General features: G+C 65.1%; 26 protein-coding genes, 1 tRNA gene and 1 other RNA gene. 13 read left to right on the top strand and 15 right to left on the bottom strand.

What is annotated here, in order from left to right; translation table 11 throughout:
* Nucleotides 1-6: 6 nt before the first annotated feature.
* From N3C64_RS04395 to N3C64_RS04385, 3 genes are all read left to right on the top strand, one after another.
* On the top strand, nt 7-558 hold the full coding sequence (locus N3C64_RS04395; protein ID WP_218628581.1) for a 6,7-dimethyl-8-ribityllumazine synthase: 552 nt from the start codon (nt 7-9) through the stop codon (nt 556-558).
* Nucleotides 555-1,058: a transcription antitermination factor NusB gene (gene nusB, locus N3C64_RS04390; RefSeq protein WP_260012268.1), complete on the top strand. Its 504-nt coding sequence runs from the start codon at nt 555-557 to the stop codon at nt 1,056-1,058. Before N3C64_RS04395 ends, nusB begins: the two co-directional genes overlap by 4 nt.
* Before the next feature lie 138 nt (nt 1,059-1,196).
* Nucleotides 1,197-1,532 carry a hypothetical protein gene (locus N3C64_RS04385; protein ID WP_218628579.1) on the top strand — a complete coding sequence of 112 codons (336 nt, stop codon included), beginning with the start codon at nt 1,197-1,199 and terminating at the stop codon, nt 1,530-1,532.
* A 69-nt stretch (nt 1,533-1,601) separates the two neighbouring features.
* Here the strand turns inward: N3C64_RS04385 and ssrS are convergent.
* Nucleotides 1,602-1,761: non-coding RNA, 6S RNA (ssrS, locus tag N3C64_RS15290), on the bottom strand.
* A 101-nt stretch (nt 1,762-1,862) separates the two neighbouring features.
* Between ssrS and N3C64_RS04380 the strand changes: the two genes are divergently transcribed.
* Complete coding sequence (locus N3C64_RS04380; protein ID WP_260012265.1) at nt 1,863-2,252, top strand: diacylglycerol kinase; 390 nt, start codon at nt 1,863-1,865, stop codon at nt 2,250-2,252.
* Between the two features lie 42 nt (nt 2,253-2,294).
* Nucleotides 2,295-2,750 carry an MmcB family DNA repair protein gene (locus tag N3C64_RS04375; RefSeq protein ID WP_260012263.1) on the top strand — a complete coding sequence of 152 codons (456 nt, stop codon included), beginning with the start codon at nt 2,295-2,297 and terminating at the stop codon, nt 2,748-2,750.
* Between the two features lie 3 nt (nt 2,751-2,753).
* On the opposite strand, the gene N3C64_RS04370 is transcribed toward N3C64_RS04375, so the two are convergent.
* Nucleotides 2,754-2,987 carry a DUF6324 family protein gene (locus N3C64_RS04370; protein WP_218628576.1) on the bottom strand — a complete coding sequence of 78 codons (234 nt, stop codon included), beginning with the start codon at nt 2,985-2,987 and terminating at the stop codon, nt 2,754-2,756.
* A gap of 151 nt (nt 2,988-3,138) precedes the next feature.
* On the opposite strand from N3C64_RS04370, the gene N3C64_RS04365 reads away from it, so the two are divergent.
* Nucleotides 3,139-3,215, top strand: a tRNA-His gene (locus tag N3C64_RS04365).
* Nucleotides 3,216-3,546: 331 nt separating this feature from the next.
* On the opposite strand, the gene N3C64_RS04360 is transcribed toward N3C64_RS04365, so the two are convergent.
* The 3 genes from N3C64_RS04360 to N3C64_RS04350 all read right to left on the bottom strand — a co-directional run bounded on the left by N3C64_RS04360 (nt 3,547) and on the right by N3C64_RS04350 (nt 6,623).
* Nucleotides 3,547-4,635 (bottom strand): quaternary amine ABC transporter ATP-binding protein, encoded by a 1,089-nt coding sequence (locus tag N3C64_RS04360; protein WP_260012262.1) that lies wholly within the window; start codon nt 4,633-4,635, stop codon nt 3,547-3,549.
* A complete protein-coding gene (locus tag N3C64_RS04355; protein ID WP_260012261.1) occupies nt 4,628-5,536 on the bottom strand; it encodes an ABC transporter permease in 909 nt (302 codons plus the stop codon). The genes N3C64_RS04360 and N3C64_RS04355 overlap by 8 nt, the downstream gene beginning before the upstream one ends.
* A gap of 73 nt (nt 5,537-5,609) precedes the next feature.
* On the bottom strand, nt 5,610-6,623 hold the full coding sequence (locus N3C64_RS04350) for an ABC transporter substrate-binding protein (protein WP_260012260.1): 1,014 nt from the start codon (nt 6,621-6,623) through the stop codon (nt 5,610-5,612).
* Nucleotides 6,624-7,134: 511 nt separating this feature from the next.
* Between N3C64_RS04350 and fabI the strand changes: the two genes are divergently transcribed.
* The 6 genes from fabI (at nt 7,135) to N3C64_RS04320 (ending at nt 11,929) form a co-directional block, all read left to right on the top strand.
* Nucleotides 7,135-7,899, top strand: coding sequence for an enoyl-ACP reductase FabI (gene fabI / locus N3C64_RS04345; protein WP_218628572.1), 765 nt, complete (start codon nt 7,135-7,137; stop codon nt 7,897-7,899).
* A gap of 234 nt (nt 7,900-8,133) precedes the next feature.
* Nucleotides 8,134-8,637, top strand: a complete 504-nt coding sequence (locus tag N3C64_RS04340; RefSeq protein WP_218628571.1) for a type III secretion system chaperone family protein — start codon at nt 8,134-8,136, stop codon at nt 8,635-8,637.
* A 28-nt stretch (nt 8,638-8,665) separates the two neighbouring features.
* Entirely contained in the window at nt 8,666-9,478 is an 813-nt protein-coding gene (gene proC, locus N3C64_RS04335; protein WP_260012259.1) for a pyrroline-5-carboxylate reductase, read from the top strand.
* Complete coding sequence (locus tag N3C64_RS04330; protein WP_260012256.1) at nt 9,475-9,810, top strand: tRNA-binding protein; 336 nt, start codon at nt 9,475-9,477, stop codon at nt 9,808-9,810. The genes proC and N3C64_RS04330 overlap by 4 nt, the downstream gene beginning before the upstream one ends.
* Nucleotides 9,810-10,754 carry a 2-hydroxyacid dehydrogenase gene (locus tag N3C64_RS04325; RefSeq protein WP_260012252.1) on the top strand — a complete coding sequence of 315 codons (945 nt, stop codon included), beginning with the start codon at nt 9,810-9,812 and terminating at the stop codon, nt 10,752-10,754. Before N3C64_RS04330 ends, N3C64_RS04325 begins: the two co-directional genes overlap by 1 nt.
* Before the next feature lie 56 nt (nt 10,755-10,810).
* Complete coding sequence (locus N3C64_RS04320; protein ID WP_260012250.1) at nt 10,811-11,929, top strand: beta-ketoacyl-ACP synthase III; 1,119 nt, start codon at nt 10,811-10,813, stop codon at nt 11,927-11,929.
* Here N3C64_RS04320 and N3C64_RS04315 read toward each other — a convergent pair.
* Nucleotides 11,893-12,513: a thymidine kinase gene (locus N3C64_RS04315; protein WP_260012249.1), complete on the bottom strand. Its 621-nt coding sequence runs from the start codon at nt 12,511-12,513 to the stop codon at nt 11,893-11,895. The two genes, N3C64_RS04320 and N3C64_RS04315, sit on opposite strands and share 37 nt — an antisense overlap.
* A gap of 257 nt (nt 12,514-12,770) precedes the next feature.
* On the opposite strand from N3C64_RS04315, the gene N3C64_RS04310 reads away from it, so the two are divergent.
* The gene (locus N3C64_RS04310) at nt 12,771-13,232 is read left to right on the top strand and encodes a hypothetical protein (RefSeq protein ID WP_218628565.1); all 462 of its coding nucleotides are present in this window, start codon (nt 12,771-12,773) and stop codon (nt 13,230-13,232) included.
* On the opposite strand, the gene N3C64_RS04305 is transcribed toward N3C64_RS04310, so the two are convergent.
* From N3C64_RS04305 to N3C64_RS04265, 9 genes are all read right to left on the bottom strand, one after another.
* A complete protein-coding gene (locus tag N3C64_RS04305) occupies nt 13,229-14,530 on the bottom strand; it encodes a DEAD/DEAH box helicase (protein WP_459565438.1) in 1,302 nt (433 codons plus the stop codon). The genes N3C64_RS04310 and N3C64_RS04305 overlap by 4 nt on opposite strands.
* Before the next feature lie 241 nt (nt 14,531-14,771).
* Entirely contained in the window at nt 14,772-15,221 is a 450-nt protein-coding gene (gene dtd / locus N3C64_RS04300) for a D-aminoacyl-tRNA deacylase (protein ID WP_218628563.1), read from the bottom strand.
* A gap of 27 nt (nt 15,222-15,248) precedes the next feature.
* Complete coding sequence (locus N3C64_RS04295) at nt 15,249-16,370, bottom strand: TFIIB-type zinc ribbon-containing protein (RefSeq protein ID WP_260012248.1); 1,122 nt, start codon at nt 16,368-16,370, stop codon at nt 15,249-15,251.
* A 3-nt stretch (nt 16,371-16,373) separates the two neighbouring features.
* Nucleotides 16,374-17,528, bottom strand: coding sequence for an SPFH domain-containing protein (locus tag N3C64_RS04290; RefSeq protein ID WP_260012237.1), 1,155 nt, complete (start codon nt 17,526-17,528; stop codon nt 16,374-16,376).
* A 9-nt stretch (nt 17,529-17,537) separates the two neighbouring features.
* Nucleotides 17,538-18,524 (bottom strand): DUF2927 domain-containing protein, encoded by a 987-nt coding sequence (locus N3C64_RS04285; RefSeq protein ID WP_260012236.1) that lies wholly within the window; start codon nt 18,522-18,524, stop codon nt 17,538-17,540.
* A gap of 2 nt (nt 18,525-18,526) precedes the next feature.
* On the bottom strand, nt 18,527-19,687 hold the full coding sequence (locus N3C64_RS04280) for a toxic anion resistance protein (RefSeq protein ID WP_260012235.1): 1,161 nt from the start codon (nt 19,685-19,687) through the stop codon (nt 18,527-18,529).
* A 27-nt stretch (nt 19,688-19,714) separates the two neighbouring features.
* Nucleotides 19,715-20,635, bottom strand: a complete 921-nt coding sequence (locus tag N3C64_RS04275) for a hypothetical protein (protein ID WP_260012233.1) — start codon at nt 20,633-20,635, stop codon at nt 19,715-19,717.
* Nucleotides 20,632-20,952: a hypothetical protein gene (locus N3C64_RS04270; protein WP_218628557.1), complete on the bottom strand. Its 321-nt coding sequence runs from the start codon at nt 20,950-20,952 to the stop codon at nt 20,632-20,634. The genes N3C64_RS04275 and N3C64_RS04270 overlap by 4 nt, the downstream gene beginning before the upstream one ends.
* Nucleotides 20,953-21,036: 84 nt before the next feature.
* Nucleotides 21,037-21,930, bottom strand: coding sequence for a 5-bromo-4-chloroindolyl phosphate hydrolysis family protein (locus N3C64_RS04265; RefSeq protein WP_260012231.1), 894 nt, complete (start codon nt 21,928-21,930; stop codon nt 21,037-21,039).
* Nucleotides 21,931-22,129 lie beyond the last annotated feature (199 nt).

The raw sequence follows: 22,129 nt of genomic DNA, 5'->3' as shown, positions 1-22,129 counted from the left end.
GCGATCATGGCCGGACACGAGTTGCACTACACCCCGCCGATGCCGAGCTTTGACAAGCCGGTGCGTCTGCTGATCGTCGTCGCGCCTTATTACAAGGACATCGCCGACAACCTCGTGGCGGGTGCCATGGCCGTGGCCGCAGCGGCGGGTGCCACGGTCGATCTGGTCGAGGTGCCCGGCGCGCTTGAGGTTCCGACCGCCATCGCCATGGCTTCGCGCATGGCCGATTATGACGGCTACGTCGCGCTTGGCTGCGTGATCCGGGGCGAAACCACGCATTACGACACTGTTTGCAACGACAGCTCGCGCGGGCTGACGATGCTCGGCTTGCAGGGCGTTTGCCTCGGCAACGGCATCCTGACGGTCGAGAACCGCAAGCAGGCCGAGGTCCGCGCCGATCCGGCCGATCAGAACAAGGGCGGCGGTGCGGCCGCTGCGGCCTTGCATCTTGTCGCGCTATCGCGCAAATGGGCGGGCCGGACGAAAGGGATCGGATTCCGCCCGCAGGGTGAGTCGTTCCGCATCGCCGGCGAGACCGAAGGACCGAGCCAAGCATGACCGACGACACCGCCCCCGAAACGCCGAAGAAGCGCACGCTTGAAGAAAAGCGCCAGATGAAATCCGCCGCCCGCCTTTACGCGGTGCAGGCGCTGTTTCAGATGGAAGCCTCGGGGCAGGGGGTGGACCGTGTCGTGCGCGAGTTCGAGACCTTCCGTTTCGGCGCCGCGCTGGAAGACGGCGGAGATGAACTGGCCGAAGGCGATGGCAACCTCTTCCGCCGCCTGATGGATGACGCGGTTGTCTGGCAGGCCAAGATCGACCAGGCGACGGATCGCGCGCTGGTGGCAAAATGGCCGATCGACCGGATCGACCCGGTGCTGCGCGCACTGTTCCGTGCGGCGGGCGCCGAGCTTCTGAACCCCGGCACCCCGCCCAAGGTGGTCATCACCGAGTTCGTGGATGTCGCACGCGCCTTCTTCCCCGACGGGAAAGAGCCGAAATTCGTCAACGCCGTGCTTGATCACATGGCGCATGAATTCCGTCCCGAGGCGTTCTGAGCCCCGACACTGCCGATCTGCCGAGCATTCGGCGTTTTCTCTGCGCCGATTTCCGCCGCGCCGCTGCCCTGCGGCGAGATAGACCGTTTGATTTCGCAAATCCTGCGCTACATTGGGGATAACGGAAAGGGAGTCGCCATGCCTGAACTCGTTCGGCTTTATATTCGCAACGTCTTCGCAGGACTCGGCCTGTCGGTCGCATTCGTCGGGCTGCTTTTGTGGTTCAACGTTGCGAACCTGTGGCACCTGATTTCCAGCTCGGACATCGGGTATATCGCGGTGGCGCTGCTAGTCGTGTTCAACACCGTCGTTTTCTCGGGCGTGCAGTTCGCGATCTGCATCATGCGCATGGGGCATGACGATGGCGCCTCCGGCGGCGGCAAGCGCGACGCGATCCCTGCGGTGGATGCTTCGGCGCAGATGGTGCCCGTGCGGGTCGAGGCCCCGGTGCAGCGCCGCAAGATGCCGCGCTGATCATCTCGCGCAGCGCGCGCCAAGGCCCTCCGGTTTCGGGGGGCTTTTTCTTTGCGCTGAGGGAAGGTGGCGGAAACCGCAGCGACCGTGGGGGCGTGAATTTCCCGAGAGCCTGACTAAATCAGGTGGGAGCCAGATACCGAGACCACGGTCCCGGCAGAGCCAGCCCCCTCGGAAATGCTTATCGGCCACTGGAAAAGGGCCCCGTTCACGAGAAGAGCAGTAACCGCCGAGCCCACAGATAGGCGCCCGGGGGGCGCTCGACAAGGGCCATCATGCGCTTGCCTTGGAACGCCGCGTCGTGCACCGTCGGCTTGACCCGGAGGCCCCATGTCGTCATCAGATCAGATTCCCCCGCGCAAGCATGGGCTTGCTCATCTGTTTGCCGCCGCGCGTTACTCGGTCGGCGGGTTGCGCCGCCTGTCGCGCGAATCCGCCTTCCGGCATGAGGTGCTGGCCTTCGTTGTGTTGCTGGCAGCCTATCTGGCGCTTGGGGCTGGTGGGGCGGTGATCCTTGCCTTCGTCATCCTGTTTTGCCTGCTGGTCGCGGTTGAGGCGCTGAATACCGCCATTGAGGCACTGGTGGATCGTGTGTCGCCCGAATGGTCTGAGGCGGCGCGCGATGCCAAGGATCTCGGCTCGCTTGCGGTGATGTGCCTGCTCGTGGCGCATGGCGCGCTGCTGGTCTGGGTGGTTTGGCAGGCGCTCTGCGGCAGCTAGCCGCCGCTGGACATTCGTTCACGTTTCGTTCATATTTTTCGTATGAACACCGAAGCCTCCCTTGCCCCCGGCCAGATTCTGGCGCGCGGCACCAGCCGTTGCTTGCTCGATCTGGGATTTGCCTGCGTGGCCGAGATGCCGCTGCGCCCGCGCCTGCGCGCCGATCTGATGGCGCTTGGCCGCAAGGGCGAGGTCTGGATCATCGAGTGCAAGTCGAGCCGCGCGGATTTCATGTCGGATCGGAAATGGGAGGGCTATCTCGACTGGTGCGACCGCTATTTCTGGGCGGTAGATCGGGATTTTCCGATGGATCTGCTGCCCGAGGGGACGGGGCTTTTCATCGCCGATGGCTACGGCGCCGAGCTGCTGCGTGAGGCGCCGCACCGGGCCTTGGCGCCCGCGCGGCGCAAGTCTCTGATGCTCGATTTCGCGCGGGTCGCTGCGCAGCGTCTGCAATCGCGGCTCGATCCCGGAATGCCGCGCGCGGGGCTGATCTAGCGCTTAGCGCTTGCCCTTCCTTGGCTTGCCGCCAGAGTTCTGCGCGCCGCCTGAGAGGATCTCGCGCGCGGCCTCGGCTGCGGCCAGAAGCTCTTCGGCGATCTCCTCGGCCTCTTCGGGATCGAAATCGAGGGGCAGGTCGATTCCCTCGCCCTCGACATAGATCCGCACCATTCCGATCGAGGTCGGCCCGATCTGAAGATTCGCCGCGACCTCGCTTTCGCTATCGATACCCATGGTGGCCTCCGTTTTGTCTGAATTGCTTCGGTATCGTTGAAGGGGCTGCGGCGCAACGGAAATCGCGGAGCGCTCCGGGGCGGAAAATGCGCGCGCTTCGGTCTGCAGGCTCTTGCAATCCCGCGCCACTGGGGCTAAATCCGCGCGCAGTGCAGCCTTAGCTCAGTTGGTTAGAGCACCAGATTGTGGATCTGGGGGTCCCCCGTTCGAGCCGGGGAGGCTGTACCACTCTTCCACGCCAGAAACCTAAATGCTCAAAACCGGTTGCGACAGGTTGCATCGCGGTTTCTGCGTCATGCGCCCGCAGCGCGGGCTGCACACATGCGCAATGCTGCCGCTTTCCTCACAAAAATAGCGGTTGCTTGCGCCGATCCTTGCGTGATCACGAGCGCCGTCGGCGCTTTCGCTGGCAAGCAGCCTTGCCGGATCAGTTGCCGTGGATCGTCTGCGGTGGGGGCTGCTCGTTCGCGCCGTGCAGGGGCAGGGAGGTCAGGGCACCGCGGTCAGTGGGCCCGGGCAAACGCATTGCCCGGACTCGGGGGTTGTCGCGCAGATTTGCTTAGCTGAGACTCTCGGCCGGGGTGACCATGGCCGAGAGGATCGTACTGGCCTCGATCACGCCGATCTCAGCGCCCTTGCGGTTTGTCACCAGTGCGTGGGTTTCGCCCATCTGCGCCATGTCACGTGCCACAAGCTCGATTACCCTGCGGCCCTCGACGCGGAGTCGCGGCGGGGGCTCGTCAGGGGCGAGCGGGCGGGCCAGACGCTCGGCGCGGATCACCTTGCCACGGTTCACCTCGCGCACGAATTCGGCGATGTAATCATTTGCTGGGCGCAGCACGATATCCTGCCCCGTGCCGGTTTGCTCAAGCGCGCCATCGCGCAGGATCGCGATGGAATCACCCAGGCGCAGCGCCTCGTCGAGGTCGTGGGTGATGAAGACGATGGTCTTTCGCAGCTCTTCCTGCAATTCGAGCAGCACCTTTTGCATATCCATCCGGATCAGCGGATCGAGCGCGGAAAAGGCTTCGTCCATGAGCAGGATGTCCGCGTCATTCGCCAGTGCCCGGGCCAGACCCACACGCTGCTGCATGCCGCCGGAAAGCTGGCTGGGGTAATTCGCTTCGAAACCGCTGAGGCCCACCCGGTCGATCCATTTGCGCGCGACCGGCTCGGCCTGATCGCGCGGGATATGGCGGATATCGAGGCCGTAGAGCGTGTTTTCCAGCACGGTGCGATGCGGCAACAGCGCGAACTTCTGGAACACCATCGCGGTTTTCGTGCGCCGGAACGTGCGCAGATCGCTCGTGCTCATGGCCACGACATCGCGCCCCTCATAGAGGATCTGGCCTGCGGTCGGGGCAATCAAGCCGTTGATATGGCGGATCAACGTGGATTTCCCCGAGCCGGACAGCCCCATGATCACCGAGATCTCACCGGGCGCGAGATCGAGTGAGATGTCGCGCAGGCCCAGTACATGATCGTGCCGGTCGTTCAGCTCTTCCTTGGTCATCCCCTCCTGCACGTGCTTGATCCAGCGCTCGGGATGCGGGCCGAAGATCTTGTAAAGATTTCGGATCTCGATGCCAGAGCGGGCCGGTTGATCCGCATCCGTGGGCTGCGGGGGGAGCGTGGTCGTGTCAGTCATGGCGGGCCTCGCGATGCTTTTGCAGCCGCTTGCCGAAGGCTTGGCTCGTGCGATCGAAGATGATCGCGATGGCGACGAGGGCAAAGCCGTTCAGGAATCCGGTGGTGAAATACTGGTTGGTGATCGCCTGCAGGACATTCTTGCCAAGACCGCCGACCCCGACCATGGACGCCACGACCACCATCGCGAGGCTCATCATGATGGTCTGGTTGACGCCGGTCATGATCGCGGGCAGCGCGAGCGGCAACTGGACGCCGAAGAGCTTTTGCCGGGGCGCGGCGCCGAACGCATCGGCCGCCTCGGTGACCTCAGGATCGACCATGCGGATGCCAAGATTGGTCAGCCGGATCATCGGCGGCACGGCATAGATCACCACCGCGATCAGGCCGGGCACCTTGCCGATGCCGAAAATCACGACGACGGGAATGAGATAGACGAAGGATGGCAGGGTCTGCATCACGTCGAGAAGCGGTGTGAGAAAGCGCTGGATCCGGTCCGAGCGCGCCATCGCAATGCCGACGGGCAGGCCGATCAGGATCGCGACGATGGTCGCGACGGTGACCATGGCAAGGGTGGTCATCGTGTCGGTCCAAAGCCCGAAGACACCAATCAGCACCATCGCCAGCGCCGCCCCGATGACCGTGCGCCAACTGCGCGCACCGGCCCATACGATCGCGAGGATCACAACCATCATCGCCGGCCAGGGCGCATGGGTGAACAGGTTCTCAAGCCAGTTTAGAAAGATCTGCAGCGGTGCGGTGGCCGCGTCGATCGTCTCGGAATGGGCGCGCACGATCTCGCGAAAGCCGTCGTCGATGCCCTTTCGCATCATTCGCAGGCTTTTCGCGTCGAGCGACGGGAAGGAACAGAGGGCGTCGGGTAGGCCCCAGCAGGTTGCCATGGGGGATCCTCGGGTTTTGGGAAAGGGGGGTGGGCGGGGGCCGTGGCCCGCGCCCGGGCAAGTTCAGCCGCGATCAGAGCGCGGCATCGATCTTCGCGGCGGTCTCAGGTTCGACCCAGCCGTGCCACATGTCCTTGTAGTTCTCGAGGAAATAGCGCGCGGCATCCTCATTCGTCCCCTGGTTTTCGTCCATCCAGGCGAGGATTTTGCCGACCGTCTGATTGTCCCAGGACCGCGCCTTGACGTAATCCATCGCGACGCCGGCTTTCTCGGCGAAGGCTTTGGTCACGACCGTATAGACGTCAGAGACAGGGTAGGCGTTCGGCTTCGGATCAAGGCACTCGGCCTGTGAGGTGCAGGCGTCCCAATCGGCCTTGTCGTTCGGCACACCGGCATCGAGCTTGATCATCTCGTATTTGCCGAGGATCGCCGTCGGCGCCCAGTAATAACCGAACCAGCCTTTCTTTGCGGCGTAGGCATTGGCGATCGAGCCATCGAGACCGGCTGCCGAGCCGGTGTCGATCAGGTCGAACCCCTTCGCTTCGGCATCATAGGCGCGGTAGAGGTTCTCGGTCGAGATCTGGCAATTCCAGCCTGCCGGGCAGTTGTAAAGCGCCCCTGTCGAGGGGTCTTCCGGGGCGGGGAACAGGTCGGGGTGTTTAAGGGCGTCCTCGACCGTCTTGATCTCGGGATACTCTTCCGCGATGTATTTCGGGATCCACCAGCCCTCGACGCCGCCATCCGAAAGAACCTTGGCGGCCACGACGAGGCGCTCTTCCTCAACCGCCTTGTCGAGCGCGTTCTTGACCGCGTTGACCCAAAGCTCGGGGGCCATGTCCGGTTCGCCCTTCTCGTTCATCGAGGTGAAGCTGGGCATCGTATCCCCGGTGACCAGCGTCACGTTACAGCCGTAGCCGTCTTCGAGGATGATCTTGTCGACCCAGGCAGCGACGCCGGCCGAGGCCCAGTTCATCTCGGCGATCGAGATATCGCCGCAGGTATCGGCCGCCAATGCGGGCGTGGCGAGGGACATCAGGGCGGCGGCGGCGGTGGTGCAAATCATGGTTTTGGCAAGATTGGCCGTCATCGGGTTACTCCTGTCGGGCAGCGGGAAGGACATGCCGGGCGGTGCTGCGGGCCCCCGGCAAGGCGCAGGCCCCCAATGCTAAGCGGAGGGCAGGGCGCCGATCTAAACCACGCGAACGTGACTGAAAACGACATGTGGAGTCGTAAATGGAATTCCTCTGAGGTTCAATGGCGGTTAGCGACATACTGCTATGTCGCAATTTAATCATATCCGGGGCTTCAGACCAACTAGGGCGCTTCGCGTGATCCCGACGGGTTCGCCTAGTGCCCAAGGTGGGGACCGCGCGTTTCAGGGCGAGCACATCATCAATGACTGATGATCCGCGGGAGAGCCGCTGCACGGGGCGGGGGCTCTGATCTCAGGCTTTGCCGCCGCGCCTGATTTCGTGCACGGCTGCCTAAATATTGGCTGAGATCCGCGTATTGCGCGGATTATGCCGCGCTGCGGCAGATCTGTCGTGAAGACGAAACCTTTCCATGCGCAGATCGCGGGAATCAATGGAGGTTTGTCGATGTTTTCACTCGAAGGTCAGAAGGTTCTCGTCGTCGGGATCGCGAATGCGCAGTCGATCGCTTATGGCTGTGCACGTGCCTTTCGCGCGCAGGGGGCGGAACTGGGGGTGACCTGGCTGAACGCGCGCGCTGAGCCGCATGTGCGCCCACTTGCCGAAGAGTTGGGCGCTACGATCAAACTGCCGCTCGACGTGACCGCGCCGGGGCAGATGGAGGATGTGTTCGAAGAGATCGGCCGCAAATGGGGGCGGCTCGACACGATCCTGCATTCCATCGCCTTCGCGCCCAAGGCCGATCTGCACGGCCGCGTCATCGACAGCTCGGCCGAGGGGTTCGGGCAAGCGATGGACATCTCGGTTCATTCCTTCCTGCGCATGATCCGCATGGCCGAGCCGCTGATGCCCGAGGGCGGCACCTGCCTGTCGGTCTCGTTCTTCGGCTCGACCCGCGTGGTGCGGCACTACAACATCATGGGGCCGGTGAAGGCTGCGCTGGAAAGCTCGGTGCGCTATGCCGCGGCGGAACTGGGCGAGAAGGGCATCCGCGTGCACGCGCTCTCGCCCGGGCCGCTGGTCACGCGGGCGGCCTCTGGGATCGACCATTTCGACGATCTGCTGATCGAGGCCGCGAACCGTGCGCCGACCCATATGCTCGCCTCGATCGACGATATCGGCGCGATGGCGGCCTTCCTTGCCTCGCGCGAGGCGCGCAACCTGACCGGCGGGGTGCATGATATCGACGGAGGCTACTCGATAACCGCTTGATTCGGTTCACCAGATTGCGCAGGGGGCGGTCCGTCGGGCCGCCCCTTTGCGCTGGAGTTCTCCCCAGATTTCGTGGTGGGCACCGAGTTATCCACGACAAATTGCTTTACAGATTACCCCGTAAGGCTCACGATATATTGTAGGGGGAACGCGAACTGACGCCGATCCTTGTAGAACTACCAAACCCTAGGGGAGCTGCACCCCAAGGGGCACAGAGCAAGCGGGGGCACGGGCATGGCACTGAGCGAGGACTATCTCTATTCCGACGAGATCCACCCGATCGACGTGGTCGAGTCGCTGGCCGAGGCACATGAATGGGATTTCGATCGGGTCGCGCATGACCAGATCGCGATGACGGTCGAGGGGCAGTGGCGCACCTATTCGATCACGCTTGCCTGGTCCGCACAGGATGAAACGCTGCGCCTGATCTCGACCTTCGAGATGGACCCGCCCGGCGCGCGCGACGGCGCGCTTTACGATCTTCTGAACCGCATCAATGATCAGGTCTGGACCGGCGCCTTCACCTGGTGGCCCGAGCAGCGCCTGATGGTCTGGCGCTATGGTCTTGTTCTCGCGGGCGGCCAGATCGCCGGCCCCGAGCAGATCGATCGGCTGATCGGCGCCGCTGTGGTTTCGTCCGAGCGCTTCTACCCGGCGATGCAACTGACCTGCTGGGGCGATGAGTCGCCCGAACAGGCGCTCAAGGTCGCCATTGCAGAGGCCTACGGGCGCGCCTAATCTTTGCCCCCAAGACCAAGGGGGCAAAATGGACTTTTCGACGATTTCGACGCGCGGGCTGGTTCTGCTGGGCTGTGGCAAGATGGGTTCCGCGATGCTGGCGGGCTGGCTGCGGGGTGGGCTTGCGCCTGGCGCTGTGCATGTGATCGACCCGCATCCCTCGGACTGGCTGCAATCGACGGGCGTTGCTGTGAACGGCCTGCTGCCCGAGGCACCCGCCGTGGTGCTGATCGCGGTCAAGCCGCAGATGATGGCGGCAGCGCTGCCGCAGTTGCAGGCGATGGGCGGCGGTGAAACCCTCTTCGTGACCGTCGCCGCTGGCACCACCATCGCGACCTATGAGGCTATTCTGGGCGCCGCCACGCCGATCGTGCGCGCCATGCCCAACACCCCCGCCGCCATCGGTCGCGGGATCACCGCGATCACCGGCAATGGTGCGGCCAGCGCTGATGATCTGGCGACGGCCGAGGGTTTGCTTCGCGCGGTCGGTCAGGTCGTGCGGCTTGATGGCGAGCATCAGATGGATGCGGTGACCGCCGTTTCCGGCTCGGGGCCGGCCTATGTCTTCCACCTGATCGAGGCCCTCGCGGACGCGGGCGAGGCCGAAGGGCTGCCCGCCGATCTGGCGATGACGCTGGCCAAGGCGACCGTCGGCGGGGCAGGCCAACTGGCCGAGGATGCCCCAGACAGCCCCGCGCAGCTGCGCATCAACGTGACCAGCCCCGGCGGCACCACCGCCGCCGCGCTGGCCGTGCTGATGGACGCCGAAACCGGCTTTCCGGCGCTGCTCAAGCGCGCGGTCAAGGCCGCGGCGGATCGCGGGCGGGAACTGGGTAAATGACCATCTCGTTTGATGATTTCCTCAAGGTCGACATCCGCGTTGGGCGCATCATCGAGGCGCAACCCTTCCCGAAGGCGCGCAAGCCCGCCTACAAGCTGGTGATCGACTTCGGCCCCGAGATCGGCATCAAGAAAAGCTCGGCCCAGATCACCACGCATTACACACTTGAAGAGTTGGTCGGTCGGCAGGTCATGGCGGTGGTGAACTTCCCGCCGCGCCAGATTGGCCCCTTTATGTCCGAGGTGCTGACCCTTGGCGTGCCCGATGAAACGGGCGAGGTCGTGCTGATCGCGCCTAGTCAGGATGTGCCGCTTGGCGGGAGGCTTTTCTGATGCGGCTTCTGGTGACACGGGCGCTGACGCCTTCGGTCGAGGCGCGCGTGGCCGAGGAGTTCGACACGACCTTTCGCAATGGCGCCGCGCCGATGACGGCGGATGAAGCCCGCGCCGCGCTGGCGGACTATGACGGGCTTTTGGTGACCTTGGGCGACAAGCTCTCGGCCGAGGCCTTCGCAGGCCAGCCCCGCGCCCGGATGGTGGCGAATTTCGGCGTCGGTTATAACCATATCGACGTGGCGGCGGCCCGTGTAGCGGGGGTGACCGTGTCGAACACCCCCGGCGCGGTGACCGATGCCACCGCCGACATCGCGCTCACGCTGATCCTCATGAGCGCGCGCCGCGCCAGTGCGGGCGAGCGCTATCTTCGGTCGGGCGTCTGGACCGGCTGGACGCCGACGCAGTTCCTCGGCCATCACGTGACCGGCAAGCGCGTGGGCATCATCGGGCTGGGGCGCATCGGCAAGGCCATCGCGCGGCGCTGCCATTATGGGTTCGGGATGGAGGTGGTGTTCCACAACCACTCGGCCATCGCCGACCCGGGCTTGCCCGCCCGACAACTGACGATGGACGAGGTGCTGGCAACTGCCGATTTCGTCGTGCTCGCCGTGCCCGCAACGCCGCAGACGCGCCATCTGATCGGTGCGGTGGAGATCGCCAAAATGCAGCCGCACGCCCATCTGATCAACATCGCGCGCGGCGACATCATCGACGAGCCCGCGCTGATCGCCGCCATGCAGGCGGGGGTGATCGCAGGCGCGGGCCTTGATGTGTACGAGCATGAACCGCACGTCCCCGAGGCGCTGCGCGTGCTGGATAATGTCACGCTCTTGCCGCATCTGGGCACGGCCGCGCTAGAGGTGCGCGATGCGATGGGGCTCATGGCTCTCGACAATCTGATCGCGTTCCGTGACGGCACTCGGCCCCCGAACGCGCTCTGATCCCTTGACCTGATCAGGGCTTCGGCGGACTCTGCCCCGACTGAAAAGGGGTCTTGATGTTCACGCCTGCCATCACCGCAACCGGGGTCTATGTCCCGCCGCACACGATCACGAACGACGAACTGGTCGTTGCCTTCAACGCCTATGCCGACCGGGTGAATGCCGAGAATGCCGAGGCCATCGCCGCCGGCACGCTTGAGGCGATCCCGCATTCCTCGAGCGAGTTCATCCTCAAAGCCTCGGGCATCGAAAGCCGCTATGTGATGGACAAGGAAGGCGTGCTCGATCCCGCGCGCATGTATCCGCGCCTGCGCCAGCGTAGCGACGATGAGCCGGGTATCATGGCCGAGATGGGCGTCGCTGCCTGCAAGACCGCACTGGGAAAGGCCGGGCGCAGCGGGGATGAGGTCGATCTGGTGATCTGCGCCGCCTCGAACATGGAGCGCGCCTATCCCGCCATTGCGGTCGAGATTCAGAAGCTGATCGGCGCCAGGGGCTTTGCCTTCGATATGAACGTGGCCTGTTCTTCGGCCACCTTCGGCATTCAGGCCGCGGCCGACATGATCCGCGCGGGCTCGGTACGTCGGGCGCTGGTGGTGAACCCCGAGATCACCTCGGGCCATCTGGAATGGCGCGACCGCGACTGCCACTTCATCTTCGGCGATGTCGCCACCGCCACGCTGATCGAACGGCGCGAGGATGCCGCGCATGGGTTCGAGATCCGCTCGATCCGTTGCGCGACCGAGTTTTCCAACAATATCCGCAACAACAATGGCTTCTTGCGCCGTAACCGGCCCGATGGCATGGCCGACCGGCGCGACATGCAGTTCATGCAAGAGGGCCGCAAGGTCTTCAAGGAAGTGCTGCCGATGGTGTCCGCGCACATCCTGCACCACCTTAGCGATGAGCAGATCGCAGCGGGGGCGCTTAAACGCCTCTGGCTGCATCAGGCCAACAAGACGATGAACGACTTCATCGGTCGCAAGGTTCTGGGCCGCGACCCCGAGGGGAACGAGCAGCCCAACATCTTGCAAGAATTCGCCAATACCTCCTCGGCCGGATCAATCATCGCCTTCGACCGCTTCTCGGACGATCTGGCGCCGGGCGATCTAGGGCTGATCTGTTCCTTCGGGGCGGGTTACTCGGTCGGTTCGGTGATCGTCGAGCGGTTCTGAGCGGGCATGTCGCCCACCGCCTCACGCCAGTGGCGGCGGCAGAGCGACACATAGGTTTCATTGCCGCCGATCTGCACCTGGTCGCCATCGCGCGCGGCCTGACCCGAGGAATCCTTGCGCACCACCATCGTGGCCTTCTTGCCGCAATGGCAGATGGTGCGCACCTCGCGCATCTCGTCGGCCAAGGCCAGCAGCGCGGCCGAGCCGGGGAACAACTCACCCCGGAAATCGACGCGCAGCCCGTAACACATCACCGGCACGCGCAGGTCATCGACCGCGCGGGCCAGTTGCCAGACCTGCTCTTTGGTCAGAAACTGCGCCTCATCGACGAAGATGCAGGCACAGGGGCCTGCCGCCAACCGGTCGCGGATCAGCGCGAACATATCCGTTTCGGCGGTGAAGGTCTCGGCCCCGGCGCCGATGCCGATGCGGCTGGCGATGCGCGCTTCGCCCGCGCGCCGGTCGAGCTGCGCGGTGACCAGAAGGGTCTGCATCCCACGTTCGATATAGTTGTGGGACGCCTGCAAGAGGATTGTGCTCTTGCCCGCGTTCATCGTCGAATAATGGAAATACAATTTAGCCATGGGCCGGAAATAGCGCAGGCCAGGCGGCGCAGGCAAGCAAAAGGGAGCCCGCACGGCTGCCGTAGATGACGGCCCTGTCCCTCCCGAAAGGCAGGAATGCGGGTCCCAACCAAACCGGCCCGGGGAGCCGGTCACTCACACATGTCCGGCTGCCCCGGACGGTTTAGATGTGACATTTGCGGGCGTGCACGATAATGGGAAAGCAGGCCCGGTTTTCCCCATGGCGTGCGTGAACCGGCGATTACGAGGGTGATTGAATGGTTGATACGGTCGGCAGCTATCTGAAAAAGCACAGCGAGGCATTGGTCAAGGAAGTGGGCATCGAGGCTGCGGCCGAGACCTGCGGCAAGTCCAAGGCGACGCTGGGGCGCTATTATTCGGCCGACGTCGAACATGCAGACCGCTTCATGCCCATCGACGTGGTGGCCCGGCTAGAGGCCGTGTCGCCCGTGCCGCATGTCACCATGGCGCTGGCGGAAATCGGTGGGCTGACGATCTCCTTCGATGAGGAACGCCGCAACGCCGGGAATGGCGGAATCAACTCGGACGTCGTCGCGCTCAGCCAGCGCTTCGCCATGCTGATGGCCGAGTATCACCAGTCGATCCAGGACGGAAAGATCACCATCAACGAGGCCAAGCGCCTTTTGTCCGAGACGCAGGCGCTGCAGCGTGTCCTCCTCGAAATGAAGATGCATCTCGAGGAGGAGACGGTTCGTTAATCGTGCCGTTGCGCCTTGCGGGGCTTGGCGGAGCGGCGCGGAGCCTGCTGGCCGCCACCAATCGGCTTGGCCTTTGAGGGGCGCTGCTGCTGGCTGCGCGGGCCGGGCTTGGCGCCGGGGCGCTGGCCTTGACGTTGGCGCGCGCCGGGTTTGACGCCGCCGGTGTCCTCATGCGGCATACCGCCGATCACCGGGATGGAATCGCCCATGGCCTTCTCGATGGCGCGCAGATCGCCCATCTCGAGCGGCGCGCAGAACGCGACCGCGCGCCCGTCACGGCCCGCCCGCGCGGTGCGGCCGATGCGGTGAACGTAGTTCTCCGGCACGTTCGGCAGGTCGTAGTTATAGACATGCGCCACCTGCGGAATATCGAGGCCGCGCGCCGCAACATCGGTCGCCACCAGCACGTCCACCTCGCCCGCGCGGAACGCGGCCAGCGCGCGTTCGCGCTGGTTCTGGCTTTTGTTGCCGTGGATCGCCAGAACCGGGAAGCCCCAGTTCTCTAAGAGCCGCGCCAGCTTGTCCGAGCCATGCTTGGTGCGGTTGAACACCACGGCCAACTCGCCGCGGTGCTTGGCCAGGTATTCGGCCAGCAGCGTGGCCTTCTCGCCCTGGGTGGTGAAGTGGATGCCCTGCGCGATCTTCTCGGCGGCCTTGCCGGGGGCGGCGACCTGCACACGCACCGGGTCGCTCAGGTAGCTTGCGGCCAGTTCTTCCATCAGCTTGGGCATGGTGGCCGAGAACAGCAGCGTCTGGCGGTCCGCCGGGATCAAGCGCGCGATCTTGCGCAGCGCATGGATGAAGCCGATGTCGAGCATCTGGTCGGCCTCGTCGAGCACCAGATATTTGGTTTCCGACAGCACCAGCGCGCGACGCTCAAGCAGGTCAAGCAGGCGGCCCGGGGTTGCGATCAGCACGTCAACGCCTTTCGAGAGCTTCTCGGTCTGGACGTTGATCGAGGCGCCGCCCACGACACGCTGGATACGCACGGGCGCGCCATCGGCATAGGCGGCAAGGTTGTCGTGGATCTGGGTCGCCAACTCGCGCGTCGGCGCCAGAACAAGGGCGCGCACGGTCTTCGGCGCGGGGCGTTTGCCATAGGAGATGATGCGGGTCAGCATGGGCAGGCCAAAGGCCGCCGTCTTGCCGGTGCCCGTCTGGGCGAGGCCCAGGATGTCGCGGCCCTTGACCACATGCGGGATGGCCTGCGACTGGATCGGGGTAGGCTTGATCAGCCCGAGGCCCTGAAGGTTGCGCAGCAGGATCGGCGCGAGGCCGAGGTTTTCGAAGTTTTCCAAAGTCATGTCTTTCGTCGGCGCCATAGGCGCAAAAGGGGGTTCGCCCCGGTCAGGGGCGCAGGCGGGCGGGTGCGAAGATGTCTCCGCTGGCCCCCCGCGTGAATGTGGGACCGATTTCCCCGTCCTCGCGCCTCCTCCCCGAGGCCATTGGCCTATTCCGGGCGCGGCTGCTCACGCGGCAGCGGACGTTGGGTGAGTGGCACATGGGCCTGTGCCACCCGAAAGTCAAGGAAAACCCGCGTCAGCTGCGGTCGGCGGTGTCCATCCAGATGGTCACGGGGCCGTCGTTGAGCAGGCTCACCGCCATGTCGGCGCCGAATTCACCATTCGCGACGGGCAGGCCAAGCCCGCGCAGCGCCCCCGAGAAGTACTGGTAAAGCCGGTTGCCCTCATCAGGCGCTGCGGCTGCGGAAAATCCGGGACGGTTCCCGCGCGAGGTATCGGCCGAAAGCGTGAACTGGCTGACCACGAGGCACGCCCCGCCAATGTCGGTGACCGAGCGGTTCATCTTGCCCGCCTCGTCCTTGAAGATGCGCAGCTTGGCGATGCGCCCGGCCAGCTTGTCGGCCTCGGCCTCACCGTCGCCCTGCATCGCGCAGATCAGGATCAACAGGCCCTGACCGATCTCGCCGATGGTTTCGCCGTCCACCACGACATTGGCGTGCCGGACCCGCTGGATGAGTGCTCTCATGCCCGTTCTCCTTGTTTGGGTCCGGGCTTAACCCCCCGCCCGATCAAGGTAAACCGCGACACCGACCACAATCGCGACCAGAGCGACCGCGAAGGCGATTTTCCACGCCGACCAGGGCCGGTCGCCCTGCACCTTGCCGGTTTGCGCATTGACGACGAAGCGATAGCTGCGGCCGCGATACTTGTAGGCCGCGGTCCAGACCGGCAGCAGGATATGCTTGAAGGTCTCGGCGCTGAACGCGGGGTCGAGCCGGGTGATGCGCTGCTCGTCCCCGCCGATGTCGCGCCGTACGTCGGACTGGATGACATGCATCATCTCCGCGCGGGCGAGGTGGTGGCCCTCGTGCAGCTCGACCGTGTAGCCCTCGGCCGAGAACCCGGCGAGGTAATCGGGGCGATACCCGGTCAGACCGCTCAGATCCCACGGTCGCAGCGCATCGATATAACCCGGCGGCAGCGAGCGCGCGGCATAGATCAGCACATCGTCGAAGACCCGCGCGACGCGGCCCGCCGCGTGGCGCCAGCGGACATGGCGCACCTGTTCCTGGCGTGTCTCCCACCGGCCATTGTTTTGCACACGCACCTGGCGGGTTTCATAGTAATAGTCGCCGCGCTGCCCGGTATAGTCGGTGCGGCTGGCGGCATCGAAGGTCCAGAAGGGCGCGTAGATCCCGTTCAGCTTGCGGCCCCGGCGCGCGTATTGCGCCAGCCCCGAGGGTGCGAACCACAGCCGCCCCAGCCAGCGCCCCAGTGACGCTCGCGCCTCCTCCTCGGTCAGGGTGAAAGGCACCAGCCCCTGCGGCTTGATCAGTCGTTTCGTGCCGGTATCGACCACCACTGGGGTTGCACAAAACGGACATTCGGCGGCGTGTTCTGCGCCATCGAACTCGACCAGAGCACCACAATTCGGACAAGACAGTGTCCGGTGCTCCTCCATCTCCAGATCCGGCAGTTCGGCCCGCAGGACGGCGTCAAGCGGTAGCTCGCGCAGCCCCGAGGCCCCGCGCCCCGTGGCACGCGGGATGTCCTGGATATGCCCGCAATAGTCGCAGACAAGTCGCTCTTGCCCCGGGGCAAAGCGCAAGTCGGCGCCACAGGATTCGCAAGGGTAGTGATGCTCGGCCACGGGCCGCGCCGAGGGCTCCGGCATGGCTCAGCCTGCGGGCGGCGGCGGGGGAGGGGCGATGGTGAAGAGCTGCGCGAGCTCGGTAATATCCTCGGCACGCATCCAGCCATCCTGTCCGGGCGACCAGACCAGCGAGTCACGCGTAAAGCCGCCCTCGCTGACCATGCGGCCCAGATGGCCGCGCCCATAGGGGCCGGTCGTCTGCCCGTTCACCGCCACATGCCAGACCTTTTCGACCGGAGGCGGGGGCGGCGGGGGCGGTGCGGCGGCAGCCGCGCCGCCTCCGCCCTGGGGCGCCTGCGCAGCAGGCGCAACACCCCAGGGGCCCCACCCCATCTGATGGCCCATCGCCATGCCCATGCCCGCGCCCATCCCGGCGCCCATGGCCGTGCCCATACCGGCCGATGCGCCCGATCCGGGCTGGCCCATGGCCTCGGCCGCGTTGAACTGCATGTAACGGTTCAGATCGCCCACGATCCCCATTGAGGTGCGCTTGTCCAGCACCGCCTCGACCGCCTCGGGCAGGCTGATATTCTCGATATAGAACTCGGGGATCGAGAGACCGTAGTTGCCCACCACCGGCTCAATCGCCTTGGCTACCAGCTTGCCCAGATCGCCGGTGTTCGCCGCCATATCCAGCACCGGAATCCCCGAGCCCGCGACGACCCGGCTGAACTCCTGCACGATCACGTTGCGGATCTGAAAGCTAATCTCGTCGGCGGTGAACTCGCCATCCGTGCCGACGATCTCGGACATGAACTTGGCCGGGTCCGAGACGCGCATCGAATAGGTGCCAAAGGAACGCAGCCGGATCGGGCCGAACTCGGGGTCGCGGGCGATGATCGGGTTCTTGGTGCCCCATTTGAGGTCGTTGAATCGCGTCGTGTTGACGAAATAGATCTCGGATTTGAACGGCGAGCGGAAGCCGTGATCCCAGTGCTGCAAGGTCGTCAGGATCGGCAGGTTGTTGGTCTCGAGCATGTAGAGCCCCGGTCCGAACACATCGGCCAGTTGCCCCTCATGCACGAAGACTGCGGCCTGTCCCTCGCGCACGGTCAGCTTGGCGCCGTATTTGATCGCGTGCCCCTCGCGCTCGAAGCGCCAGACCATCGTGTCGCGGGTGTCGTCGGTCCAGTGAATGACGTCAATGAATTCGCCGGTGAGAAAATCGAGAATGCCCATCTGGCCCTCCTAGCTGTCGGCGCCCAGAAGTTCGGACGCAATGTCTTCGACGATCGGGCGCGCCTCGGCCTCGGTCATGCCGGGGCGCAGGCGCGGATCGTACAATATCTGCAACAAAAGCTCGTCATGCCGGGTCAGCAGCGCGAATTCCTCGTCATCGTTGAAGATCGACGGGCGCGCGCGCGGATAGTCATTGGCCAGACCCATGCCCTGCGCCAGTTCCTCATGCACACAGGACATCCGCAGCCGGTCCGGGTGCTCGGCCCGGATCACCGCCACCGCCCGGCTGTAGCTGGCCGAACGCCCGTCGGAGAAGGCGAAGACCACGCAGAATGTCGTCGGCGGCAGGTCGGTGATGGCATTGACCGAGGCCGCGTCGATCCCCGGCACAAGTTCGCGCAAGCGTTTGGCGCCGTTGCGGCGCTCATCCTCGTTCAGCACCAGGACCGAGAAATTTCCGCCACTGGGGACGACCCGCACCGGGTGTCGTGTCGCACGGCCGATCTGCCCGGCAAAGGCGGTGATCGCGGCACTGTCCTTGCGGCGCTGTGCGGGGGGCACGGTGGGGCCGAACTCGACCCCGATCGTCACGGGTTGCTCCCACCGGCGCAGGCGCGACTTGGTGGTGCTGGCCACGAATGTGCCGCCCCGGTTGGAATACTCGTCGTAAAGCGCGATGTGGACGAAGTTATCCACCAGCTGGCGCCTGCCGAAGGGGGCATCGCGCGGCGCCACGTCTTGCCGCAGCAGGCCCTGGTCGAGCAGCATCGTCTCTACCTGCGCGAAATAGGCCTGCATCGCGCGGCTCTCGCCCGAGCGGTTCTCCTCTCCCAGGCCTTCGGGCGCGCTCATCGGGCGCGGGGCGGTGCGCGGCGCGGCGCTATTCGTGGGCACGCAGCCCGCAAGTGCCGCGCCGATGGCGACGGCTCCCGCCAGCCGACGCAGAGCAAGGCGCGCGTTGCTGGTGTTGATTTCCCGGTTCAGGAAAAGCGGCATGATCAGGCGGCACCCCCGGGAGCACGCGCCGAAGCGAGGGTGTCGCGCAGCTTGGCCTCCAGTGTGATCAGTTCGGCCTCGGCGGCGGCGCGGGCGCGCTTGCCCTCGTCAGCGATCCGCAGCGAATCCTCGATCGTGCCGATCAGCTCGGCATTGGCGGCCTTGACCGCGTTGATGTCGAAAATGCCCCGCTCCATCTCGGTGCGCACGGCGGCATTGGCCTCGCGCAGGTTCTTGGCATTGGCCTGTAGCAGGTCGTTCGTCAGATCGGTGGCCTCGCGCACCGCCCGCGCGGCCTCGGCCGAGCGCTGGATCGTCACGGCCTGCGCCAGTTGCGTTTCCCACAGCGGCACGGTGTTCACCAGCGTCGAGTTGATCTTGGTGACCAGGCTCTTGTCGTTTTCCTGCACCAGCCGGATCGAGGGCAGGCTTTGCATTGTCACCTGCCGCGTCAGCCGCAGGTCATGCACCCGACGCTCCAGATCATCGCGCGCGGCGCGCAGATCGCGCAGCTCCTGCGCGCGCAGCACCTTGGCGGTCTCGTCGGCGGTTTCGATCGCGGCTTCCTTGGCGGGGATGTCATTGGCATCGACATCGCGCAGCTTCTCTTCGCCCGCCGCGATATACAGCGCCAGCTCGTCATAGAAGCTCAGCGTTTTGTCATAGAGCATGTCGAGCGACTTGATGTCCTTGAGCAACTTGTGCTCGTGGCTCAGCAGATCGTCGGTGATGCGGTCGATCTGGCCCTGTACCGCCTCGAAGCGCGACAGGAACTTGGCGAAGGGCGCGGTGCGACCCATGAGCTTTTCCCACCAGGATCGCTCGCGGCGCACGTCGAGTTCCGAGACCGAAAAGCCGCGGATCGTCGTGACGATCTGACGCAGGCTGTCACCGGCCGGGCCGACATCCTTGTTCTTCACATCGGCCAGCATCGACTGGCTGATCGTCTGCAACTCGCCCTGCGCCTGAGAACCGAAATAGATGATCGAAGCGGTATCTCCGAGGTCGATCTGCGCCATGCGTGCGCGAATATCGTCGGCGACGGGGGGCGCGGCCTCGGCCAGCGGGGTTACCTCGGCGCCGGGCTCGGGCAGCACGATTGCGTTGAGATTTTCGATTTCGCTCAGGGCCTCGGCGGCCTTTTGGCGGACAGTCTCGGTCATCATTACCCCCGAAGGAGGGCGAAGACCTCAGACTTTCCGCGCCAAGGCATCGCCCAACACACCCATCTCGATGTCGAGTGCACGGCCACCCATGCCCTTCAACTGCGAGAGGCAGCGTTTCGCCTCGCTGGTCATTCTGCCAAGCGTGCTGCGATAGCTGCCGACGGCATCATCCCCTGACGAGGCAGCAAGGACAACCGAAAGTTTTTCCGCAGCCTGCTCAAGCGCCTCAAGCTCGGGGCCCAGATGAGCGCTGACCTGGGCGTGATGCTCGGGCTGGCTGGCCAACACCGTCAGGAGCCGGTTCAGCGTGGCTTCATAAAGCGCGAAATCGGGCAGCAGTTCGGGAACGTTGCGGCGCAGGCGGTTGTGGATGCGGCGGCAGCGCTCCTTGGCGCGCACGCTCAGGCGATGCACCTCAAAGCCGTGATCGGTCTGATGGGCTGCACCCTCGCGGTCACGCTGCGGGTCACGGCCGAAGGCCATCGACAGCAGCAACCAGAGCCCGACAGACGGCATCACGGCCCAGTTCGGCCCCATCTCGTAGCTGCCGCCCGCAAAGAGCGCGAGCGTCGCCATGAACATGCCGATACGCTTGCGGGGCAGTGCGGGGCGATGCGCGTTGCGGTTGGCGCGCCATTCGCGCTCGGCCAGCAGGCCCTGCTTGAGCACCCAGATCGCCAGCAGCCACAAGGTGGCCACGAAGACCAGTTGAACCATTCCCGTCGGCCCATGGCTGAGTGCGCCCGGAATACCGATCAGCGGCAGGCTGCGCAGCACCATCAGCCGTCGTGAAAGCGAGGGGGTCAGGCTGCCCGCTTCCGCCTTGCCGTCGGGCAAAAGGCTGCCGGGGGTATGGCGCAGGCCCGTCGTGTCGAAGCGCGCCACGATCCGCCGCAGCAGGCTGCGGGCATCGGTGACGAACTTGGGTGCGACGACTGTCTTCATAGACCAACCCCAACGAAAACCAAGCTGGCGACGACCAGCGCCAGACCGAATGAAACTGCGGGCACGAGCCCCTCGGGTCCCCAGTCGACTTTCTCCTCAAGCGCCGCCACCAGCTTGTGCCAGGCCTTGCTCAGCGCGTTGCGGCTGATGACCAGAACCGCCACTACGCACAGCACCATCGCCATGACCGCCAGGATCGCACTGACCGACTTGGCGCTGGACAGAACGCCTGACCGCTCCAGCCGGAAGGCCAGCACCGTCAGGGCGAGACACAGCGTCAGCGCGCAAGAGAGAAGAATGGTGCTGAACTTGAGCATTCGAGAAGTGACCGGTCCGAGTTTGGAACACTCTGACCGGCCGAGGAGGCGAAACTGTGGCAATGGGGTGAAATTGCGGCGGCGTCAGCCCCGCGGAGGGGGCAGGTTTTCACGGGCGAGGCGCTCGCGCAGTACTTCGATTTCGACCTCTAGCCCCTCGCGGCCATTCTCGATCAGCCGGCGGGTGCGCGCGGTGAAATTCTCTTCGAGATCAGTCAGTAACGCCTCATAGTCGCGGCGCGCGCCGGGGTCGCGCGTGGCGCTCCAAAGATCGACGAAGCGGATCGTGGCGTCGCGCGCACCCTCAAGGTAAACCCCCATGTAGCGGCGCGCGGCGGCCAGATCGCCGGGGTCTTCCTCGACCGCGCGGAAAAGCTGTCGCGCGGTGGCCGCAAAGGCCTCGACGCGGGCGGAAAGGCGGCCGTCCTGCGCGCGTGCGATGGCCTCGCGCATGGCCGCTAGATGCTTCTCGCCCTCGGCCACCACGCGGGCCACGCGGTCTTGCTGAAACGGGTCGATCCCCTCCATGCCCTTGTCACGCATCGGATCAGGGCCGAAGGCGACAAGGCTAAGCGCCGCGCCGATCAGCCCGATCACGCCCGCGCCGGGCAGGCTTGCGTCGGTTGCACCAAGCGCAAGTCCCGCGCCCAGCAACACCGCGCCCAAGATCTTGCGCGGCAGGGCGGGGCGGCGGGCAACGCGGCGGGCTTCATAGGCGGCTTCGGCTTTCAGTCCCTCTCGCAAGAGCCAGGCGGCCAATGCGATCACGCCAAAGGCGCCGATGCTGCGCGCAAGGTTCGTGGGGCCGGTGCCAATGGCGCCCAGCACGAAGGGCAGGGCGGCGACCGCGATCCAGAAGGGCCAGCCCTCTTGCCGATGCTGGACGCGGGGCATCCGCTCGGGTGGCAGGGTGCTGCGGTCGGGCTCGGAGGGATTTTGCGGATCGGGGCTGTATTTGCCGCCGTAACGCTGCGCCATGCTACACGCCTCCGGTCAGCGCTACCGAGAAGGTCAGCGCGAGAACCAGAAAATAGGCGATATAGCGCAAGGTGTTAAGAGACATCGAACCCCACCCCGGAAGGCCGCCAGTGTGCGGCACCTTCAAAGAATAGGCATTCGCGGGCAGGCTCGCCAGAGGCAAGGGGAAGGAAGGCGGGGATTTCTCCCCGCCGATCAG

This window comes from Sedimentimonas flavescens, from assembly GCF_025154035.1.
Taxonomy (GTDB): domain Bacteria; phylum Pseudomonadota; class Alphaproteobacteria; order Rhodobacterales; family Rhodobacteraceae; genus Rhodobacter; species Rhodobacter flavescens.
This window is presented reverse-complemented; position numbering and strand designations above follow the sequence as displayed.

Coding starts and splice junctions, on each gene's coding strand:
- N3C64_RS04395 (WP_218628581.1), top strand. CDS start 7: ATGGCCGGACACGAGTTGCACTACACCCCGCCGATGCCGAGCTTTGAC.
- nusB (WP_260012268.1), top strand. CDS start 555: ATGACCGACGACACCGCCCCCGAAACGCCGAAGAAGCGCACGCTTGAA.
- N3C64_RS04385 (WP_218628579.1), top strand. CDS start 1,197: ATGCCTGAACTCGTTCGGCTTTATATTCGCAACGTCTTCGCAGGACTC.
- N3C64_RS04380 (WP_260012265.1), top strand. CDS start 1,863: ATGTCGTCATCAGATCAGATTCCCCCGCGCAAGCATGGGCTTGCTCAT.
- N3C64_RS04375 (WP_260012263.1), top strand. CDS start 2,295: ATGAACACCGAAGCCTCCCTTGCCCCCGGCCAGATTCTGGCGCGCGGC.
- N3C64_RS04370 (WP_218628576.1), bottom strand. CDS start 2,987: ATGGGTATCGATAGCGAAAGCGAGGTCGCGGCGAATCTTCAGATCGGG.
- N3C64_RS04360 (WP_260012262.1), bottom strand. CDS start 4,635: ATGACTGACACGACCACGCTCCCCCCGCAGCCCACGGATGCGGATCAA.
- N3C64_RS04355 (WP_260012261.1), bottom strand. CDS start 5,536: ATGGCAACCTGCTGGGGCCTACCCGACGCCCTCTGTTCCTTCCCGTCG.
- N3C64_RS04350 (WP_260012260.1), bottom strand. CDS start 6,623: ATGACGGCCAATCTTGCCAAAACCATGATTTGCACCACCGCCGCCGCC.
- fabI (WP_218628572.1), top strand. CDS start 7,135: ATGTTTTCACTCGAAGGTCAGAAGGTTCTCGTCGTCGGGATCGCGAAT.
- N3C64_RS04340 (WP_218628571.1), top strand. CDS start 8,134: ATGGCACTGAGCGAGGACTATCTCTATTCCGACGAGATCCACCCGATC.
- proC (WP_260012259.1), top strand. CDS start 8,666: ATGGACTTTTCGACGATTTCGACGCGCGGGCTGGTTCTGCTGGGCTGT.
- N3C64_RS04330 (WP_260012256.1), top strand. CDS start 9,475: ATGACCATCTCGTTTGATGATTTCCTCAAGGTCGACATCCGCGTTGGG.
- N3C64_RS04325 (WP_260012252.1), top strand. CDS start 9,810: ATGCGGCTTCTGGTGACACGGGCGCTGACGCCTTCGGTCGAGGCGCGC.
- N3C64_RS04320 (WP_260012250.1), top strand. CDS start 10,811: ATGTTCACGCCTGCCATCACCGCAACCGGGGTCTATGTCCCGCCGCAC.
- N3C64_RS04315 (WP_260012249.1), bottom strand. CDS start 12,513: ATGGCTAAATTGTATTTCCATTATTCGACGATGAACGCGGGCAAGAGC.
- N3C64_RS04310 (WP_218628565.1), top strand. CDS start 12,771: ATGGTTGATACGGTCGGCAGCTATCTGAAAAAGCACAGCGAGGCATTG.
- dtd (WP_218628563.1), bottom strand. CDS start 15,221: ATGAGAGCACTCATCCAGCGGGTCCGGCACGCCAATGTCGTGGTGGAC.
- N3C64_RS04295 (WP_260012248.1), bottom strand. CDS start 16,370: ATGCCGGAGCCCTCGGCGCGGCCCGTGGCCGAGCATCACTACCCTTGC.
- N3C64_RS04290 (WP_260012237.1), bottom strand. CDS start 17,528: ATGGGCATTCTCGATTTTCTCACCGGCGAATTCATTGACGTCATTCAC.
- N3C64_RS04285 (WP_260012236.1), bottom strand. CDS start 18,524: ATGCCGCTTTTCCTGAACCGGGAAATCAACACCAGCAACGCGCGCCTT.
- N3C64_RS04280 (WP_260012235.1), bottom strand. CDS start 19,687: ATGACCGAGACTGTCCGCCAAAAGGCCGCCGAGGCCCTGAGCGAAATC.
- N3C64_RS04275 (WP_260012233.1), bottom strand. CDS start 20,635: ATGAAGACAGTCGTCGCACCCAAGTTCGTCACCGATGCCCGCAGCCTG.
- N3C64_RS04270 (WP_218628557.1), bottom strand. CDS start 20,952: ATGCTCAAGTTCAGCACCATTCTTCTCTCTTGCGCGCTGACGCTGTGT.
- N3C64_RS04265 (WP_260012231.1), bottom strand. CDS start 21,930: ATGGCGCAGCGTTACGGCGGCAAATACAGCCCCGATCCGCAAAATCCC.